Genomic DNA, 19,552 nt, shown 5'->3' with positions numbered 1-19,552 from the left:
AAATGTAGGAAAACACCTATATAAATGTATTAATCTGTTGTAGGAATTTAAAAATTAACGGTCACACCCATAGTGCCTGGACCAAAATTTAAGTTCCAACTGACCAACTTCTTTTGGTCGTTGTACTTTTGGTCATATTTTTTGTCCAAATATCTGTCTATGGATTCTACTGTTGCAATACTTATGGCAAAAGCAAAGACCATATCGCTCAACCAATGTTGACCGTCCCAAACACGTGAAATTCCAGGTATAGCTCCTAGGGTATAAATTCCTGCTTTCACCCATGGACTCTTAAATTGCTTGCCTATGGCATATGCATTCGTAAATGCAAGTAGGGCATGTCCAGATGGAAAAGAATGGAAATTTCTGCTGGAGTTGAATGGATCAAAGGTATCCTTGCCTAGATCGGCGAGCGGTCTTGCTCTGCCCACGACCGATTTTAAGACCTGCTGTAATAATCCGGCGGAGGTGGCTGAGGATATCAGTAGCACACCGGTTCTTCTTAGTTTTTCGTTCTTGGTTATTAATCCCACAGCATAAACAGCAGAAGTTGCCATGTAGTTGTTTGACGGGCTACCATAAAATTCTCCATAATCACGAATTACTTGAGGCACCCCTTCCCTGTTATTTCTAATAAACCTAGAGGTATCATCATCTGCTAAATATACCAAAGCTGTACCGCCAACGACCGCACCAAATTGAGCCCATTGATTTCCTTCCCAATGTAGGGGTCTTGTATAAGAATATCCCACACCTTGAAACATGGTGGCAATATCATACTTGAACATATTCCATCTTGTTTCAACAGAATCTTTACTGGTTTCTTGTGCACTTAATGAAATACATAAAATAAAGCCTAAAAGGATCAATAATTTTTTCATGGTGCAAATTTAATGGGTTGGTCGTTTAGAATATAGTGAAATTAGAACAATGTTTGATCCTATTACTATTGAAAAGACATTAAAAATATAGACGCTGTGCTATTCTAAATGTATTTGCATGGGCATTTACAATAATCTTGATATCTGGAGAATAACCACCACCCATGCTGCATTGCACAGGTATTTTTAGTCTATGGCAGGTGCTTAGAACAAACTCGTCCCGTTTTTTGCATCCTTCCAAAGTCAAACCTAAAGTTCCTAACTTGTCACTTTCAAGAATGTCTACGCCACATAGATAAAAGATAAAATCTGGTTGTATATTTTCAATTAGTCTAGGTAATTCTTTCTTTAAAATAGAAAGATAGGTCTCGTCGTTGGTTCCTTTAGGTAGGGCAATATCAAGGTCAGATTCTTCTTTTTTGAACGGGTAGTTACTAGCCCCATGCATGGAGAATGTAAAGACCGATTCATCATTTTGAAATATTTCTGCCGTTCCGTTGCCTTGGTGCACATCCAGATCAACAATGAGAATTTTTTTCGCGAGTCTTTTATTCAGTAGATACCTTGCGCCAATAGCCTGATCGTTCAGCATGCAAAAGGCTTCACCATGGTCGCTATAAGCATGGTGGGTGCCACCGGCAATATTCATGGCAATGCCATTTTTTAATGCATATTCACAACCTTTTATGGTGCCATCGGCAATAATACGTTCTCGTTCTACCAGTTCTTCTGATAGCGGAAAACCTATTTTCCGTGCCATTTTTGGCGAAATCATAATGTTCAATAAATCATAGAAATACTCAGGATCGTGTACCGCTACAATATGCTTGTCATTTGGTATTTCTGGCTCAAAGAAATTAGCCACGGTACATGTGCCTTCATGAATAAGTTGCTGTGGTAGCAGTTCATATTTTAGCATTGGAAACCGGTGCCCTTCTGGCAATGGATGTCTGTAAATAGGATGATAGGCTATTTTTAGCATTACATTTCTATTTGTGAAGCTTCAATTGAATTCGTTTTCTTGAAACATCAACATCTAACACCTTTACAATAATTTGTTGGTGTAAATGAACATGCTCGTTAACATCTTTTACGAAGCTGTCCGAAAGATTTGAAACATGGATCAATCCGCTTTCCTTTATACCTATATCCACAAAACACCCAAAGTTGGTAATGTTGTTGACAATACCTGGTAGTAATTGCCCACTGTGTAGATCGGTGATCGATTTAATAGTTTGGTCAAAGGTGAACACCTTTGCCTTTTCCCTGCGGTCTAGTCCAGGCTTTTCAAGTTCTGAACGAATATCCTCCAAGGTGGGTAATCCAACTTCGGCGGTGCAATATTTTTTTAGGTCTATGTCTTTAAGAAGCGTTTTGTTGCCAATCAAGGAAAGAATTTCGGTTCCTTTATCTTTTGCCATTTGTTTTACGATACTGTAACTCTCTGGGTGAACGGCAGAATCGTCAAGCGGATTTTCAGCATCTTTAATACGTAGAAATGCCGCCCCTTGTTCAAACGCTTTGCCGCCTAAACGAGGAACATCCATAATATCTTTTCGGCTTTTAAAAGCTCCTTTTTCCTTTCTTTGGCTTACAATATTCTCCGCTAATTTAGGACCAATACCAGATACATAACTTAATAGTGGAACACTGGCAGTATTGATATTTACGCCGACGGAGTTCACACAACTTTCAACTACCGTATCTAACGAAGTTTTGAGCTTGTTTTGGTCTACATCATGTTGGTATTGCCCTACACCAATAGATTTAGGGTCTATTTTTACCAGTTCCGCAAGTGGATCAGCCAAACGCCTACCAATAGAAACGGCGCCACGTACGGTAACATCATAATTGGGAAACTCTTCTCGCGCAATTTTAGATGCGGAATAGATAGAGGCACCAGCTTCGCTCACTACAAAAACTTCAACGGGATTGTTGAATAGTACTTTCTTTACAACTTGTTCCGTTTCTCTTGACGCTGTGCCGTTGCCAATGGCAATAGCCTCAATTTTATAAGCATTTGCCAATGAGCTTAATTTTTTGATAGCTCCGCCAACATCGTTTTGTGGTGCATGTGGGTATATGGTTTCATTGTGTAGCAAATTGCCTTGGGCATCTAAACAAACCACTTTGCAGCCCGTTCTAAAACCGGGGTCAATGGCAAGTATACGTTTTTCTCCCAAAGGAGCGCCCAATAATAATTGTCTAAGATTATTGGAAAATACAGCAATGGCATCATCGTCTGCTTTTTCCTTTGCCGCTTTTAAAAGTTCGTTGGATAAAGAAGGAAACAATAATCTCTTATAGGCATCTGCCAAAGCCATTTCAATTTGTTGGGCACAGGCATTATTTGTTTTTATAATTCTGTTTTCTATTCGGTCAAGTAATCGTTCATCATCCAATTCAATTTTAACCCGAATGAATTTTTCAGATTCTGCACGAAGTATAGCTAATAATCTGTGTGACGGACATTTGTTCAAAGGCTCGTTCCAATCAAAATAATCACGAAATTTCTGCGCCTTTTCATCATCTTTTTTTGTGCCGATCACTTTGGTGCTAATAATGGCAAATCTTGCTAATTGAGATCTGATAGATGCTCTAATATCAGTTCTTTCATTGATCCACTCAGAAATAATATGGCGTGCACCTTCTAAAGCATCATCTTCATTTTCAACAGTATTGCTAAGGTATTTAGATGCCGTAAATTCAATATCATCATTACGTTGCGCCATAATGATTTTTGCCAAAGGCTCTAGTCCGTTTTTACGGGCAACTTCGGCTTTAGTTTTTTTGCTTTTTTTGAAAGGTAAATAAAGATCTTCTAATTGGGTAAGATCTTCCGCGCGCTCAAATTTTTGTTGTAGTTCCGTTGTAAGTACGCCTTGCTCATCAACTGCCCTTATAATTGCTTTTTTACGTTTTTCTAGCGCTTCAAATTGTTCCTTGAATTGAACTATGGCTCCCACTTGGACTTCATCTAAATTGCCGGTTTTTTCTTTACGGTATCTTGATATAAAAGGGATGGTGCAATCGGCATTTAAAAGCTCAATGGTATTCTGTATTCCTTTTTCGGGCAGTTGGGTGTGTTTAAGTATAAAGGGCAGTAATTGCATGTAAAATCGTTTAGAACTTTTAAAAATACCCATTATTAGGTATTGAAATCAAGGTGTAGTCCTATTTATCTAAAAACAAAAAGCTTTGGTGATTAACCAAAGCTTTTAATGATATATTCTGTTTGGTTTAATTAATGGTCAATCCATTACTAACCCCATCCTCATCTGGGTTAACGAACACTAATTTTCCATCGGCGTTTTCTGTCATTAATATCATACCTTCGCTATCAACACCACGCAATGCTCTTGGTGCTAGGTTGACTAACACCGTTACCTTTTTACCAACAATTTCTTCTGGTTTAAAGCTTTCTGCAATACCGGAAACTATGGTTCTAACATCTAATCCGGTATCAACTTTAAGTACTAAAAGCTTTTTGGCCTTCGCCATTTTCTCAGCTTCGATAATGGTACCTACACGCATATCCAATTTAGAAAAATCATCAAAGGTAATCGTATCTTTTTGTGGCATTACTTGTTTGTTTTCGTTCTCGTTCGCTTTTTTGGTCGCTTCTAACTTATCTAACTGAGTTTGTATTTCAGCATCCTCAATTTTTCTGAAAAGTAATTCTCCTTTATTTATTTGATGCTCAGGTTTCAATAATGCTTCTTTATTAGAAACATCGTTCCAGTTAAGACTTTGGCTACGCTCAGTCCCCGAAGAAGATAGATTTAAAATATTCTTTAATTTATTAGATGTAAATGGTAAAAATGGCTCACTTAAAACAGCTAAACCTGCAGCTATTTGTAAAGCCACGTTCATAATTGTTTTTACGCGTTCTTCATCTACCTTAATGACCTTCCATGGTTCTTCATCGGCTAAATATTTATTCCCCAAACGGGCAAGGTTCATTAATTCTTGACCAGCTTCTCTAAAACGGTAGCGCTCAATAGAAGTTGAAATGATTTCAGGGTATTTTGATAATTGCTCAAGTGTCTCTGCATCAACGTTGGTTAAACTACCTGTAGCTGGTATTTTGCCATCATAATATTTGTTGGTCAGTACAACTACCCTGTTAATGAAATTACCTAAAATGGCAACTAATTCATTGTTGTTACGTGCTTGAAAATCTTTCCAAGTAAAATCATTATCCTTTGTTTCCGGTGCGTTTGCTGTAAGTGTATAACGTAGCGAATCTTGCATTTCTGGAAAATCCACTAAATATTCATGTAACCAAACCGCCCAATTTTTAGATGTAGAAAGCTTGTTTCCTTCTAAGTTCAAGAACTCGTTTGCAGGAACGTTTTCCGGTAAAATATAGCTTCCTTCTGCCTTTAGCATGGATGGGAAAATAATACAGTGAAAAACAATATTATCCTTACCTATAAAGTGCACCAATTTAGTGTCTTTATCTTTCCAATACGGTTCCCAGTCTTTTCCTTCACGAGCAGCCCATTCTTTGGTAGATGAAATATATCCGATCGGGGCATCAAACCATACGTATAATACTTTTCCTTCTCCGCCTTCAACAGGTACCGGTATACCCCAGTCTAAATCCCTGGTGACAGCTCTTGGCTCTAAGCCTCCATCGATCCAAGATTTGCATTGACCGTAAACATTTGGTTTCCAATCGTCCTTATGCCCTTTTAATATCCAATCTTTAAGAAAATCCTCATATCTGTCCAATGGTAAGAACCAGTGTTTTGTTTCCTTGGTGGTTGGTACTGTTCCGGTAATGGTCGACTTCGGATTTATTAAATCCGTCGCATTTAAACTTGACCCACAATTTTCACACTGATCACCGTATGCCTCTTCATTTCCACACTTTGGACACGTACCTATTACAAAACGATCAGCTAAAAATTGCTGGGCTTCCTCATCATATAATTGGGCTGTAGTTTCCTCTATGAAGTCTCCTTTCTTGTAGAGTGTCGTAAAGAAATCCGATGCTGTTTTGTGATGAACGGGAGCAGAGGTTCTAGAATAATTATCGAACGTAATACCAAAATCCATAAACGATTGCTTAATTATTGCGTGGTATTTGTCAATAATATCTTTTGGGGTAACGCCTTCTTTTTTAGCTTTCATTGAAATGGCAACACCATGTTCATCGCTACCACAAACAAAGGCGACATCTTTACCTATTGATCTTAAGTAACGGGCGTAAATATCTGCAGGCACATAAACACCGGCCAAATGACCAATATGAATTGGACCATTTGTGTAAGGTAGTGCTGCAGTAATCGTATATCTAGAGGGTGATTTAATATCGGACATCAAAATAAATTAAGCCACAAAAATACTGAATTTGCTGGGAGAATTACTAATATCCGAGCAATTGAAGTTATCGTCCTAATGAAACTATAGTCAATATAGGATTGGTAAGTGAAGTAAATATTAGGGAGGTTACTGAAAAATATACTAAAACGAACAAAAAAAAGTTCTATTGTAAGAAAAAACTTATTTTTTTAACTAAAATATATACGGTATGGCAGTTGGTGATTCAAAAAAACTAAAGCTAGATAAAAGTTTAGAAAAGTTAGATATAGAAGGAAAGAGCGTTGAGAAAAACATTAAGAATGTGGCTTTGGTTCACAAGAACAAAAACCATAGGGTTATTAAAGAATTAAGATTTGAATCTAAGATGAACAATTCTAAATTTACATAAAAAAAGCCCTATTTACATATTGCAAATAGGGCTTTTTCATTTGTGGGAAACAAACTAGGCTACCATAACAGATTTACTCATCTTTTGATTTTGTACATTGATTCTATAGATGTATTTACCTGTAGATAACTGTTCGGGCATGCGCTCTCGTATATTTATTTCTGTAGAACCTTCTAACATCATTTCGTTGAAAACGGTGCCTACTTTCTGTCCTAAAATATTATAAAGTTGAATATCTACGTGTGCAGAAAATGGCATTTCTAGGTAGATATGTGGTGTCTGATCCGTTGGGTAGAATGGTTTATGTACCACAGCGTTCAATAAATCTGGAGTTATAGGTGTTTCGGCCTCTTCCCCTGGCGGTACCGGTGGTGTAACTTCACCATCACTGTAAGCTATATCTGGAAATGGTTCTCCACTACAACTAAAACCTAAATCTACCGGAACATAGGGTTTGTAATTCAATAAATGTGCCTCTACCAATGGAATGTCAACGCATAGCCACTCTGCTAATACCGTGGCGTACAGATCTCTAAAATCCATTGTATATTCTAAATTACCTCTTCCGTCCGGGTCATCTAAAGTGGGGTGGTCACCTACAAAAGCACTACCGTTTAAGCCTGATCCAAAGAACAAGGTTGGTGTGGCCTTACCGTGATCGGTACCATTAGAACCATTCTCGAAAATACGTCTACCAAATTCAGAAAAAGTCATGCTCAATACTTTATCATCTTGTTGAGTAAATGCAATATCTTCATAGAAGTTATTTACGGCTACAGATAAGTTGGTCATTAAACGTGCATGTGCCTGTGGTTGATTGCCATGGGTATCAAATCCTCCCATAGAAATCATATAAACCTTAGTACCCAGATTACCTTTGATCAATCTTGCTATAAGAGCCAGTTGGCGGGCAAAACTATTATCTTGATATTCAACTTGGTTTTGTCCACGTGTGTAAGCGTCGTGAATAATGCCTGAATATTCATAGGTTGTATTGGCAACACCTCTTAAGAACTTTAATTGATCACCGTACATACAATTGTTGAACAAAGTATCTTCTAGACCATAAACTACACCAGATTCGGCTATTTCTTCTAGTTGGTCCACATTTGAGGTGACAAAGGCATAATTGGTTTCGTCCCCTTGAAAGACCAAACTACCGAATTGTCCAATTTGAATGGCAGCAGGTGCTGCTGGCGGATTTACTAAATAATCTGGGTAAATACTTTCAAAGTGCCTGCCCATCCAACCAGTATTTAGTCCACTAAAACCCGTAGTTTCTATGTCTGTATTGGCAAAAATATCTGAACCTGTAAAGTGTGATAAACTTTGACCTTCATATCCTACACCATGAACAGCTTTAAACTGACCTTGATCCCACATTGGGGCAATGGAATTCATATAGGAAGGAACACCAAATTCATCGGTCAATTTAAGTACTTTACTTTCTGGTATATATATGTTAGGTCTTGCATTTGCGTAGCTATCATATTGTTCAATGGGAATAACGGTGCTTAGCCCGTCATTGCCACCAGATAAGCGAATGAGTATAAGAATATTATCTGTTTCTGCTGCTGATATACCTGCAGACAATGCAGATGGGGCAGAAGCTGATAGCATGTTGGAACCTAACATCATTGAGCCTGATCCCGCAATGCCCATTGCTTGTAAAAAAGAGCGTCTGCTCCATGTTTTATGTTCTTCATCATGACCTTCGTGATGTAGGCCTTTAAATGGGGTATGGTGTGTATTGCACATAGATGTAGGTGTTATTTTAATTGAAACTCAGGTTGTCTCGCTAAATATTGAAAAAGTAGATATACTTGAAAAGGTGCTTGTGGCCAAGTGGCCAAGGTCCAAGATTCTTGGTTGCCACCTTCATAATACACATCTTCAACATCACTCCTGAAAATTGTAAACGCTTTGGCATATTCATCTTCATTTAAAAGTCCTTTGGAGAGAATAAAATCGATTATTAGCCTTGCAACTTCATCTGGGTTAGAACTGGTTAAGCCTGCATTACCGGATATTTCTAAACCAAAAGACCTAAATTGTTCATTATCGGCCATGTAGAAATTCTCTAAAATACTCTCTATGGTAAGCCATCTCCCGATCATAAAATTAGTGTTGATCCAAGATCGGTCTCTTTGCCAACCGGCAACATCAAATGGTTCAAATATCTCTTGACTTAGCAATGCGCTATAATTTACCATTTCGGCTACATTGGTATCGGTATAAGCAAAACCAGATTCGTTGAGCGTGTTAAAATAGAAATCTACAGGGCTCTTTATAATAACCCCAATAGCTTCATCGTCAAAAAAATGTTGACTCTTGAATAAAAGTCTTAGAACCGGTGCTAGTTCAAAATCATTGGAAACAAAGGTAGCTGCCATGCCATCGATTATAACTTGTGCGTTATTGGCATCATCCCTAGAGTCTGGGTGAACAAAGAATTCGTATAGTTTTCTACAAATAAATTCGGCTATTTCAGGAGCCCTTTGCTCAAAAAGAATATTGATGACATCATCATAGCCCCAATTACCTGTTTGGCCCAAAATGGTTTTACTACCGGCATCGTGCTTGGTAGCATCAAAGGCTACTGGAGAACAACCAATTTCACCACGTTCTACATAACCGCTCAAAGCCTTGGCAGTTTCAACAATATCTTCTTCCGTATAAGCGTTGCCCTCACCTAAAGTAAAGAGCTCATACAACTCCCTTGCATAATTCTCATTGGGATTGTTACCATTGTTATATACACCATCTAGGTAGTACAACATGGCATTTGTAAGCCCTATTTCTCTGGTAAAGGTTCTAAAATTACCTATTGAGTTTCTTTGCAAACAGTCTATATATTCATATAAATAGGAGTTGCAGTTATACACCTCTAATTCCGTAACAAAATGGTTACTCCAAAAAAAGCTTAACCTATCTCTTAAATTATTGTTCAACAAGCTATTGGCATATGCTAGCTGAAACTCGTTCTTCTGTTCTCTCTTTAATTGATTACTGGCATCATCATCTTCAGGATAATTAGCATTAGTCCATGTTGCCCAGGTAGGAGCAGTTATCGTGGGCATATTCAACGCTTCATCAACCAACTGATCAACCAAGGTGCCGGCATTTTGTCCCGTAGCTTGGTCTATAGTGGCGACAGAGGCGCTAAACCCTAATCGTCTATATAAATGAGATGCTCTAAGCTGGTCTAAATTAGCTGTATACGGAGCAAGAGTAGAAGTATTACAATTAATGAAATATTCCATAGTCTTAAAATAGGCATTTGTATTACGTTCGTAGAGTTGGGGCTTCTATGCTAAACGTTTCGAAATTTGGTATAGTATTTAAAACTATCTATTTTCGATAATCTGGAATCAAATAACGAGAATTATCCTTATAATGGCGTCGAAATTCCTACATTTTCGATGAATTGCACAATTTGAGCACTACTACATGGGAAAACATAACGAATTTGGAAAGGAAGGAGAACAATTAGCGGTAGACTTCCTTAAAAAGAATGGGTATGTCATTTGCTACAAAAATTATAGGTACTTAAAGGCGGAAATAGACATCATCGCTAGAAAGGATGATGTGCTGGCCATTGTTGAAGTCCGATCAAGAAGCTCAGATTTTCTAGAGAATATTGCTGAAACGGTTACACCGAAAAAAATAAAACTATTGGTTATGGCAGCTGACCATTATGTTAACGAGAATAATATGGATGTTGAGGTTCGATTTGATATTATTACCATCCTTAAAAATACCAAGCAATTTCAACTTGAACATATAGAATCTGCATTCTTTCATTTTTGAATAATCTACTTAATTAGTAGATTTATATAAAAACATTTTGTTTTATTTATAACAAGTTGTTATATTTGCACAACAACCAGTTATAAAAATGAAAACAATATCGTCAGTCGTTGAAGAGTACATCAAGAAAAAACCATTTTTGCAAAGTGCTCTTGCTCAGGGAATCATCAATCTTACATCGCTATCTAGAATAGTAAAACCAGAAATTGAGCATGAATTAGGTAAGGATATTCGTAATGGTGCAATTGTAATGGCACTAAAACGCTTGTCCGATGACCTAGAATTTAGAGCTACTCATAAAATTCTTAAAGTTTTAAAGAATATTGGTGAGATTACCGTAAGGTCTTCTTTGACCGATTATACTTTTTTGGCATCGGACAAAATATTGGTGCACCAAGCTAAGCTTCTTGAAGAGATCAACGATAACCAAGATGTATTTTATACCTCTAGCCGTGGTGTTAACGAAATAAACATTGTTATTAGCAATGTGATGGACAAAACGGTTGAAAAGCTTTTTAAGGATGAAAAATGTACACAAAAAGCAGAGGAACTTTCTTCCATAACGGTAAAATTACCTGCTGAAAATGTTTCGGTACCCGGAATTTATTATTTTATTTTTCAGCGTTTGGCTTGGGAAGGCATTGTACTTTATGAAGTAATTTCTACAACCAATGAGTTCACTATTCTTGTTAATGACGAACAAGTAGATATGGCATTCAAAACTATTAAGGATTTAAAATCTCTTTAATTTTCTAGAAATTCAACCACCTCTTTATCAGATTCTGGTTTAGCTAAAAATCGCTTTTCGCTATCCAAGATAAAATAGGTTGGTGTACTTTGAATACCAAAGGTTTTGGCATAATCACTTTCCCATTTGCCTAAAGCAATGGCGTGGTTAAATGCAGGTAATGTGGCAGATACTTTTTTCCAATTAATGGCATCGTCCTCTAAACCAACGGCTATTACCTTTAAATCTTCATATTCTTTAAGTTCTTTATGAAGTGTAGGTAGTTCTTTTAGACAGTGAGAACATGTGCTGCTCCAAAAAATAAGTAAGTAGTTTTCTGCTGGGTCAATGGTTGAAAGTGATTTCTTCTTACCATTGATTTCCCAGGTTATGTTGGGGGATTTTGCACCAATTCTTAACCGTGAAGCCATTTCTAGTTCATCTACAAGTTTTTGGTCATTGTTAGCTATTGCTGCTTTTTTCAAATAATTTTTAAAAATGTAATCTTGAACTTCTGCCATACCGTTGGCATCTGCAATATTCCATAATTGGTGAAATGATCTTACTTGAAAACCTGTAGATGTATTCGCAATCTTAGAAGCGGTAACATTTACATTTTTAATGACTTCTGTAATTAATTGTTCTTTGGTGGTAATATTCACCGGTAATGCTGAGAAAACGTAACTGGCAAATTTATCGGTCAAAAAATTAGAGCCCTGTAGTATAGGATCATTGATAGTTAAATGATCAAAATGATGCTGTTTTTTATTTTTCAGGAAGGTTTCTAGATTCTCATATTCCGTGGGCAAATAACTACGGTTGGCCTTTATGAATTTATGAGCAATTGTATTGGCATGGTTCTCCTCGTATGTATCTTGAAGTGTTTGTAACTCTTTAAGAATGGCCATGTATTCTTTTTTTGAATCTTTGCCTAGCTCATAATATTCCAATAAACGGTCTTGTGCAGTTGTTATTTTTGAAAAATATTCATTGTACCATTTATTTTCTATTGAGTTGGTTATAGTCAGCCCATCTTGAAGGTCAAAATTGAATTTTACCTCTTCTTTTTTATCATAGATGATATCAATGTAAAACTCATCTTGTGGTACTGCATAAACTAGTCTGTACATTCCTGCCTGTGCGGTCACGGGCATTTCTAAAGTAAATGCACCATCTTTAACAGCGGTGTCTTTACTGTAACGTTCACCATTGGGGGTGAGCTCATAGGCAATGAGCCATTTAAAATCTTTTGTCGGGGAAAAATTGCCGCTTATAGAACCTTGCGCTTGTATGCTTATGGTAATAAAAAAGATGCAAAAACGTAAAAATACTCTCATGCTGAATTAAAAAACAATTATTATACCAATTACCTTGCTAGCACCTGTAAATAAAGATGTTGATTTAAAAGGTATTGTTTTGGTCATTGACGGAGTGAAGATTTTAATATTCACGGTATAAAAGTACTAATAGACCCGCAATTGAAAGCTTTAATTTTGAAAAGGTTATGATAATTCTTTTTCAATTTCCATGTGGCCAAGAGCCTCTGAAATTTTTAGTATTTCTTTTTCATGTACAAAGCCATCTGATAATGCAACTTCATCTAAGAGTTGGGCAAGAGCCTTTTTTTTGGGCAGGGACATTGTACTTAAAATCTTATAGGCTAAATCTTTATTTAAATTACGGGCTTGACCTATAAAGAAACTGTCAAAAGTAAAGCGATCCATTAGTTGGGTAAGAAATTGCATTTCTGCAGGAGCAACCTTGCTATCGGCTAAAATAACATAGTCAACCATTTTTACCACAGCTAGCTTTTCTTCCTTTGTGTAATTCATCATACTTTTAGTTATTCCGTTTCTTCGCCTAAGCCTATATTTATAAATGTTTCTATGATTAGATCCATTTCTTTTTTATGAATGGCACCGTCTGAGATAGCAACCTCATCTAAAATTTGGGCCAAAGCTTTCTTTTGGTCATGAGGCAAATTATAAAGGGTAATTAAGGCATTGTCGTAGTCCAATTTCTTTGCACGTTCTAAAAATTTATTATCAAAACCGATAATGTTCTTTAGTTTGTTCAAGGTTTCTAATTCCGCGGGGTGAATTTTACCGTCTGCCTCTATAACCTCATAAATCATTTTTACAAAGGCCGCTTTTACAAAATCTTCAAACTCCATGTACTTTTTTTTGGAGCTGAAAGATAAGAAAAACAAGAGGATATCTTATTGACTTTAACTACTAGTTATTCACTAATATTTTAGAGGCTATATTAACTTAAAAGGGGTAAGGACCATATACTGCATCTCTAAATTGCTTATGTAACCCTATCTGGTCATAAGGAAAAAGTTGTACGAACAATACAGCCGTTAATTGATTTACGGGGTCTACCCAAAATAAAGTAGATGCTGCACCGTCCCAATAAAATTCGCCAACCACACCGTTATTTTCATTTGGCGTTTTTGGTGGTGCCACCCTAACGGCAAAGTCAATGCCAAAACCAACCTGACCTTTGCTGGGCAACCAAGAACGTTTGGTAACACTATCAGGCAAGTGGTTGGTAGCCATAAGTTTTACCGTTTCTGGTTGTAATACCTGTACGCTATCTAAACTTCCTTGATGGACTAGTATTTGTGTAAAACGCATATAATCATCTAAGGTTGAAGTCAGTCCAGAGCCACCACGTGTAAGTGGCCAATGTGCTGTATAATTACTATAGGTCGTAGTATCTTTAACTAACTCACCTTCACCTTTTCTAATATATAATTTTGAGAATCTATCTCTATCTTTTTTAGGTACGAAATATCTGGTTTCATCCATTTTTAAAGGAGATAATACATGTTGTTGTACGTATTCACCGTAGGGGATTCCTGAAATTCTTTCTACCAATAAAGCTTGTACATCTACACTGGGACCATATTCCCATTGTGCACCTGGCTGAAACCATAAAGGTACTTTTGCCATTTTTTCCGCCATTTGAGTAAGTGTATTTTCTCTATTCATAGCATCTGCCTTGCGAAATAACTTGCTTAGACCAGGAATGTCGTCCCTGTTGGGAAAACCAGCGGTATGCCTGGTTAGATCTCTAATTGAAATTTCTCTCTTAAGTGGTTCGGTTTTCATTTTGCCATTTTCATCTACACCAGCATACACGGTCATATTTTCAAACTCGGGAATGTACTTTGATAAAGGGTCATCTAGTTTGAATTTTCCCTGCTCAAATAAAGTCATTAGAGCCGTACCCGTAATGGGCTTGGTCATGGAGTATATTTGAACTATAGTATTTCTTTGCATTGGTTTTTCTAAGGCGATATCGGCATAACCAAAAGCATTATAATATACCTCTTCTCCATTTTCAAAAATGAGTGCAGAAGCACCGGCAATATTTCCAGATTGTACGAAAGCGTTGAGTACCGAGTCTATTCTTGCTTTTGCAGTTGTGGTAATTATTTTGTTTTTGATTATAACTTTCTCAGGTGCTTTGCCCTTAGATACTTCTTTACAAGAGCAAACAATCAATAAGGCGAGAAGTGGGAGTAGAACTTTTTTCATGAGCATTACATTGATGGTGAAACAGTTAAAGGTATAAAATTATACACTTGACAATTAATTGTTTACGCAATAAGCTCAAGAATTTTTTTCCATATTACCGTGTTGACCTGCATTCCTTCTTTAATGGATTTTGATCTTTGTTTTAAAGTTCGTTCCCCAGGGTAGTAGGTTCTGTCTCCCTTTGAGATTGGACTGCTGTCATGGGCAAAACCAATAATTTCGTTTAGCAGTTTTTCTTGAATTTCTGTATCCTTAAAGGTTGATGGGTCTATGCATAGAAATACTTGTGATAACGCGGTTTCATCTTTTTCTAAGCCTATTTTATACGTTGAGTTTCCTGCTGACAATAAAGTGGCCAACATATCTAAAATCATTGATAGTGCAGATCCTTTCCAATAGCCAACGGGCAATGCCTTACCAGAATCAATAATGGCTTTTGGGTCTTTACTTAAATTTCCGTCATTATCCCATCCACCGTCAAAGGGTAAATCTTGGTCGTTTAAAGCTAAACTTTGCATTTTCCCGAAAGAATATTGTGATAGTGCCATGTCTAAAACTACATGTCCATTTTTACGTGGAATACCAATGACTAATGGGTTATTGCCAATTCTATTTTCTTTTCCGCCCCAAGCTGGCATATTAGGTATGGTGTTTGTAAAAAGTATAGAGATGCATCCTTTTTTAGCTGCTTGCCAGGCATAAGTGCCACCGCGCATCCAATGATTGGTATTTCTAAGGGCAACTAAGCCCATGCCGTGCGTTTTAGCCATATCAACAGCCCTGTTCGTACATTTTATGGCGTTGAGTACGCCAGATGCACGGTTGCCATCCCATCTTTCTATACTTCCGATAGCAGTAACTTTACTTGCTGTGGTGTCTATATTAATTAACCCCTTTTTTAAGTAATCTATAAATACGGGTATTCTATTGATACCATGTGAATATATGCCATCAATTGTGCTTTCGGTATGTATACGGGCCAATGTTTTTGCTTGTTCTTGTGGAAAATTGTATTTGGTGAACAAAGTCGCCAATACAGTTTGCATTTCTTGTGAAGAAACTATGATGTGGTTCAAAACGGTTTATTTAAATTCTACCGTTAAGATACATAAGTTGCTACGGATAATAAATTAATATAGAGTCAACACAATTATTGTAACAGGATATGATTAAGCTTTTTTAGAAACGCCTATCTCTGAAAATACATGACGTATTACATCACTTTCCTTTTCATGCACATAGCCATCTGAAATAGCGACTTCTTCTAAGATTTCTGCCAGTTTACTTTTTTTATCTTCAGTCATTTCCTTTAGAATAAGTACACTTTGATCAATGTCTATGGTACGTGCCTGAATTAAGAAATTACTATCAAAGTCAATAATGGGCATTAATTTGCTAAGGGCATTAATTTCACCTTCATGTACTTTACCGTCTGCAATGATTACAGAGTCTATAAGATGGACGATCGCCAATTTTTCTGAGATGTCAAATTCCATTTTATACTGTTGTTTTTTCTTTACTTTCAAAGGGTCTTAATGCTAAATAAGCCCTGTCAATTGATCTTATACTATCAAAAACCAATAAAAGTCTTAGACCGTTACGGGTCTGTTTTTCTTTGATCTTGCATTGCTGAGCATGTGATTGTACATATTGTAATACTTTGGTAAATGTTGAAGTTTGATAAAAGGCCGATTGTTGGTCACTTATAAAATAACCGATCATTTTACCTTGTTTCATTACAATTTTCTCTAAACCAATGCTGTTAGCAATCCATTTTATACGTACTGAATTCAGTAAATCTTGAGCTTCATCGGGCAATTCGCCAAAACGGTCTACAAGCTGTGCTTCAAATTTTTGAAGGGCTTCCTCATCCTTTACTTGATTCAGTTCTGTATATAACGTTAGTCTTTCTGTTATATTATTGATGTAGTCATCCGGGAAGAGTAATTCAAAATCAGAATCTATCTGTGTTTCTTTTACAAATATCTTTTCTTGCTTGCCTTCAACTTCATCATAAAGGTCTTTAAATTCATTTTCTTTTAATTCCTCTATAGCTTCGGCAAGAATTTTTTGATAGGTTTCAAAACCAATTTCATTGATAAATCCGCTTTGCTCACCACCCAATAGGTCTCCCGCGCCTCTAATCTCCAAATCTTTCATGGCAATGTTAAAACCACTGCCCAGTTCTGTAAATTGTTCTAAAGCCTCAATTCGTTTGCGGGCATCGGTTGTCATTACTTCGTACGGCGGTGTAATAAAATAGCAGAATGCTTTTTTATTACCACGACCAACTCTACCACGCATTTGGTGTAAATCACTTAGACCAAAGTTATTGGCGTTGTTAATGAAAATTGTATTGGCATTGGTTACATCTAAACCGCTTTCCACAATTGTTGTTGAAACTAGAACGTCAAATTCACTGTTCATAAAACCAAGCATTAACGCCTCTAGTTTTTTACCGTCCATTTGACCGTGACCAATACCTACTTTTGCGTCCGGCACCAATCTCTGGATCATACCGGCCACTTCTTTTATGTTTTCAATACGGTTGTGGATAAAGAAGACTTGTCCACCTCTTTCAATCTCATAGCTTACCGCATCCCTAATAGTTTCTTCGTTAAAACGGATTACCTGACTTTCAATGGGGTACCTATTTGGTGGTGCTGTGGTTATGGTAGATAAATCTCTGGCTGCCATCAAACTAAATTGAAGTGTTCTTGGTATTGGCGTAGCCGTCAACGTTAAAACATCTACATTTTCTTTAATTGATTTTAATTTGTCTTTTACGGCAACCCCAAATTTTTGTTCTTCATCTACAATTAAAAGTCCTAAATCTTTGAATTGGACATTTTTGTTGACCAGTTGATGCGTACCAATAATAATATCTACTTTGCCCTCACCTAAACGTTGAATGGTCTCTTTTTTCTCTTTTGCCGTTCTAAACCTATTTAAATAATCTACGGTTACCGGCATATCTTTTAAACGTTCGGAAAAAGTTCTATGATGTTGAAAAGCCAAAATAGTAGTTGGTACCAAAACAGCAACTTGCTTGCCATTATCCACTGCTTTGAACGCGGCCCTTATGGCTACCTCGGTTTTACCGAAACCTACATCGCCACATATTAAACGGTCCATGGGGCGTTCACTTTCCATATCGCGCTTGACGTCTTCGGTAGCTGAACTTTGATCGGGCGTGTCTTCGTAGATGAACGAAGCTTCTAGTTCATTCTGTAAATAACTGTCTGGATTATATTGGAACCCTTTTTCCAATCTTCTTTTTGCATAGACCTTAATGAGATTGAAGGCAATTTTCTTGACCCTGGATTTGGTCTTATCCTTTATTTTTTTCCAAGCACCAGAACCTAATTTGTAAATTTTTGGCGGAGCACCATCCTTGCCGTTGAACTTGGATATTTTATGTAAAGAATGTATGCTTACGTATAAAATATCTCGCTCGCCGTACATTAATTTAATGGCTTCTTGCTTTTTACCTTCAACATCTATTTTTTGTAATCCGCCGAATTTTCCAATTCCGTGGTCAATATGGGTTACATAATCACCAATTTCAAGCTTGTTCAGCTCTTTTAACGTTATGGCCTGTTTTTTGGCATAACCGTTTTTTAAGTGGAATTTATGGTAACGTTCAAATATTTGATGGTCAGTATAACAAACCAGTTTTTGGTCGTCATCTATAAAGCCTTGAAAAAGGGGCGAAACAATGGTTTGGTAATGAACTTGTTGGTTTACTTCTTCAAAAATGTCATGAAAACGTTTTGCCTGCTGTTCACTGGCACAGAATATAAAATTGGTGTATTCTTTGTCTTTATAACCATTTAAGTTTTCGATTAATAAATCGAATTTTTTGTTGAAAGATGGTTGAGGTTTTGAGTGAAATTCAACAAGGTTGGGCGCATCTTTATGGGCATCTTGACTTAAAACCGTAAAACCGGAAAGTTGCTCCCTAAATTCATTGCCTCCCATAAAAAGTTCTTCGGGCTCGGCATGTTTTATATCTTTTGAGAGTTTTGTGAATGCTTCCTTTGCCTTACCGAAGAAATCATCTAATCGGTCATATAATAAATCGGTGTTTTTAGCAAATACCAATGTTTTAGAGGCAACATAGGTTAAAAAGCTTTGGCGTTTTTCAACCAAAAACTTATCCGCCATATTTGGCACTATGGTAATTGATTTTATCTTCTCTTTTGAAAGCTGCGACTCTACATCGAAAGTACGTATGCTGTCTATTTCATCTCCAAAAAATTCAATTCTATAGGGTTCATCGTTAGAAAACGAATAGACATCTACAATACCGCCCCTAACTGAAAACTCACCAGGTTCTGTTATGAAATCTACGCGTTTAAACTTATACTCAAAAAGTATTTCATTTAAAAAGTCTAAAGAAAGCGTATCCCCTAATTTCATTTTTAGGGTATTCTTGTCCAATTCTTTTCTGGTGACCACTTTTTCGAACAGCGCATCTGGGTAGGTGACAATTACCGCAGGTTTTTTTCTGGAATTTATTCTGTTCAATACCTCTGCCCGTAAAAGCACATTGGCATTGTCTGTCTCTTCAATTTGGTAAGGTCTTCTATAACTGCCCGGGTAGAATAGCACATGGTCTTCACCAATTAGCCGTTCTAGATCGTTAAGGTAGTAGGCCGCCTCTTCCTTATCATTGAATATCGCCAAAAACGGTCGGTCTTCAGATTCGAAAATACTAGAAAGTACAAAGGATAACGATGACCCTACAAGACCTTTCAGTTGAATATTTTTTGTTACTGATTGTTCAGATTCGGCAATAGCGTTTTGCAGTTTCCCTATTTGGGGAGACTGGGCATACCGTTGTTGGATAGAAGAATGACTCAACAGT

16 protein-coding genes are annotated in these 19,552 nt (G+C 36.9%); 3 read left to right on the top strand and 13 right to left on the bottom strand.

All coding sequences use genetic code 11. From position 1 onward, the window contains the following. Nucleotides 1-47: 47 nt before the first annotated feature. From CSC80_RS04775 to metG, 4 genes are all read right to left on the bottom strand, one after another. Nucleotides 48-881, bottom strand: a complete 834-nt coding sequence (locus tag CSC80_RS04775) for a phosphatase PAP2 family protein (protein WP_099190154.1) — start codon at nt 879-881, stop codon at nt 48-50. Nucleotides 882-960: 79 nt separating this feature from the next. After that, the gene (locus CSC80_RS04770) at nt 961-1,863 is read right to left on the bottom strand and encodes a histone deacetylase (RefSeq protein WP_099190152.1); all 903 of its coding nucleotides are present in this window, start codon (nt 1,861-1,863) and stop codon (nt 961-963) included. Between the two features lie 7 nt (nt 1,864-1,870). Continuing rightward, nucleotides 1,871-3,994, bottom strand: coding sequence for a Tex family protein (locus CSC80_RS04765; protein WP_099190150.1), 2,124 nt, complete (start codon nt 3,992-3,994; stop codon nt 1,871-1,873). A 127-nt stretch (nt 3,995-4,121) separates the two neighbouring features. Beyond that, on the bottom strand, nt 4,122-6,209 hold the full coding sequence (metG, locus tag CSC80_RS04760) for a methionine--tRNA ligase (protein WP_099190148.1): 2,088 nt from the start codon (nt 6,207-6,209) through the stop codon (nt 4,122-4,124). 211 nt (nt 6,210-6,420) lie between these two features. Between metG and CSC80_RS04755 the strand changes: the two genes are divergently transcribed. Then, nucleotides 6,421-6,600, top strand: a complete 180-nt coding sequence (locus tag CSC80_RS04755; RefSeq protein ID WP_099190146.1) for a hypothetical protein — start codon at nt 6,421-6,423, stop codon at nt 6,598-6,600. A gap of 54 nt (nt 6,601-6,654) precedes the next feature. Here the strand turns inward: CSC80_RS04755 and CSC80_RS04750 are convergent, their stop codons facing one another. Both CSC80_RS04750 and CSC80_RS04745 read right to left on the bottom strand, forming a co-directional pair. After that, a complete protein-coding gene (locus tag CSC80_RS04750) occupies nt 6,655-8,358 on the bottom strand; it encodes a DUF1501 domain-containing protein (RefSeq protein ID WP_071341079.1) in 1,704 nt (567 codons plus the stop codon). Nucleotides 8,359-8,369: 11 nt separating this feature from the next. Beyond that, entirely contained in the window at nt 8,370-9,863 is a 1,494-nt protein-coding gene (locus tag CSC80_RS04745; RefSeq protein ID WP_099190144.1) for a DUF1800 domain-containing protein, read from the bottom strand. Nucleotides 9,864-10,050: 187 nt separating this feature from the next. Between CSC80_RS04745 and CSC80_RS04740 the strand changes: the two genes are divergently transcribed. Further along, nucleotides 10,051-10,410: a YraN family protein gene (locus tag CSC80_RS04740; protein WP_071341081.1), complete on the top strand. Its 360-nt coding sequence runs from the start codon at nt 10,051-10,053 to the stop codon at nt 10,408-10,410. A gap of 88 nt (nt 10,411-10,498) precedes the next feature. Next, nucleotides 10,499-11,158 (top strand): hypothetical protein, encoded by a 660-nt coding sequence (locus tag CSC80_RS04735; RefSeq protein ID WP_058104143.1) that lies wholly within the window; start codon nt 10,499-10,501, stop codon nt 11,156-11,158. Here CSC80_RS04735 and CSC80_RS04730 read toward each other — a convergent pair. The 7 genes from CSC80_RS04730 to mfd all read right to left on the bottom strand — a co-directional run bounded on the left by CSC80_RS04730 (nt 11,155) and on the right by mfd (nt 19,548). Further along, nucleotides 11,155-12,474, bottom strand: coding sequence for a TlpA disulfide reductase family protein (locus CSC80_RS04730; protein ID WP_099190142.1), 1,320 nt, complete (start codon nt 12,472-12,474; stop codon nt 11,155-11,157). The genes CSC80_RS04735 and CSC80_RS04730 overlap by 4 nt on opposite strands. A 165-nt stretch (nt 12,475-12,639) precedes the next feature. Next, nucleotides 12,640-12,972, bottom strand: coding sequence for a TerB family tellurite resistance protein (locus tag CSC80_RS04725; protein ID WP_074671461.1), 333 nt, complete (start codon nt 12,970-12,972; stop codon nt 12,640-12,642). 8 nt (nt 12,973-12,980) lie between these two features. Next, nucleotides 12,981-13,310, bottom strand: coding sequence for a hypothetical protein (locus tag CSC80_RS04720; protein WP_074671463.1), 330 nt, complete (start codon nt 13,308-13,310; stop codon nt 12,981-12,983). A 97-nt stretch (nt 13,311-13,407) separates the two neighbouring features. Continuing rightward, the gene (locus tag CSC80_RS04715; protein ID WP_099190140.1) at nt 13,408-14,682 is read right to left on the bottom strand and encodes a serine hydrolase domain-containing protein; all 1,275 of its coding nucleotides are present in this window, start codon (nt 14,680-14,682) and stop codon (nt 13,408-13,410) included. 62 nt (nt 14,683-14,744) lie between these two features. Continuing rightward, complete coding sequence (gene yiaK / locus CSC80_RS04710) at nt 14,745-15,758, bottom strand: 3-dehydro-L-gulonate 2-dehydrogenase (protein ID WP_201796623.1); 1,014 nt, start codon at nt 15,756-15,758, stop codon at nt 14,745-14,747. Nucleotides 15,759-15,851: 93 nt separating this feature from the next. Then, nucleotides 15,852-16,178, bottom strand: coding sequence for a TerB family tellurite resistance protein (locus tag CSC80_RS04705; RefSeq protein WP_071341087.1), 327 nt, complete (start codon nt 16,176-16,178; stop codon nt 15,852-15,854). Between the two features lies 1 nt (nt 16,179). After that, a complete protein-coding gene (gene mfd / locus CSC80_RS04700; protein ID WP_099190135.1) occupies nt 16,180-19,548 on the bottom strand; it encodes a transcription-repair coupling factor in 3,369 nt (1,122 codons plus the stop codon). Between the last annotated feature and the right edge of the window lie 4 nt (nt 19,549-19,552).

It is taken from the genome of Maribacter sp. 6B07, assembly GCF_002700155.1.
GTDB classification, from domain to species: Bacteria; Bacteroidota; Bacteroidia; order Flavobacteriales; family Flavobacteriaceae; genus Maribacter; species Maribacter dokdonensis.
Note: the sequence above shows the minus strand (reverse complement) of the source record. Positions and strands in the feature narration are given on the sequence as shown.

Excerpts from the sequence above, each read along its gene's own strand:
- CSC80_RS04750 (WP_071341079.1), bottom strand. The coding sequence starts at position 8,358 with ATGTGCAATACACACCATACCCCATTTAAAGGCCTACATCACGAAGGT.
- CSC80_RS04715 (WP_099190140.1), bottom strand. The coding sequence starts at position 14,682 with ATGAAAAAAGTTCTACTCCCACTTCTCGCCTTATTGATTGTTTGCTCT.
- CSC80_RS04725 (WP_074671461.1), bottom strand. The coding sequence starts at position 12,972 with ATGATGAATTACACAAAGGAAGAAAAGCTAGCTGTGGTAAAAATGGTT.
- CSC80_RS04720 (WP_074671463.1), bottom strand. The coding sequence starts at position 13,310 with ATGGAGTTTGAAGATTTTGTAAAAGCGGCCTTTGTAAAAATGATTTAT.
- CSC80_RS04755 (WP_099190146.1), top strand. The coding sequence starts at position 6,421 with ATGGCAGTTGGTGATTCAAAAAAACTAAAGCTAGATAAAAGTTTAGAA.
- CSC80_RS04765 (WP_099190150.1), bottom strand. The coding sequence starts at position 3,994 with ATGCAATTACTGCCCTTTATACTTAAACACACCCAACTGCCCGAAAAA.
- CSC80_RS04775 (WP_099190154.1), bottom strand. The coding sequence starts at position 881 with ATGAAAAAATTATTGATCCTTTTAGGCTTTATTTTATGTATTTCATTA.
- metG (WP_099190148.1), bottom strand. The coding sequence starts at position 6,209 with ATGTCCGATATTAAATCACCCTCTAGATATACGATTACTGCAGCACTA.
- CSC80_RS04705 (WP_071341087.1), bottom strand. The coding sequence starts at position 16,178 with ATGGAATTTGACATCTCAGAAAAATTGGCGATCGTCCATCTTATAGAC.
- CSC80_RS04735 (WP_058104143.1), top strand. The coding sequence starts at position 10,499 with ATGAAAACAATATCGTCAGTCGTTGAAGAGTACATCAAGAAAAAACCA.
- CSC80_RS04740 (WP_071341081.1), top strand. The coding sequence starts at position 10,051 with ATGGGAAAACATAACGAATTTGGAAAGGAAGGAGAACAATTAGCGGTA.
- CSC80_RS04730 (WP_099190142.1), bottom strand. The coding sequence starts at position 12,474 with ATGAGAGTATTTTTACGTTTTTGCATCTTTTTTATTACCATAAGCATA.
- CSC80_RS04770 (WP_099190152.1), bottom strand. The coding sequence starts at position 1,863 with ATGCTAAAAATAGCCTATCATCCTATTTACAGACATCCATTGCCAGAA.
- CSC80_RS04745 (WP_099190144.1), bottom strand. The coding sequence starts at position 9,863 with ATGGAATATTTCATTAATTGTAATACTTCTACTCTTGCTCCGTATACA.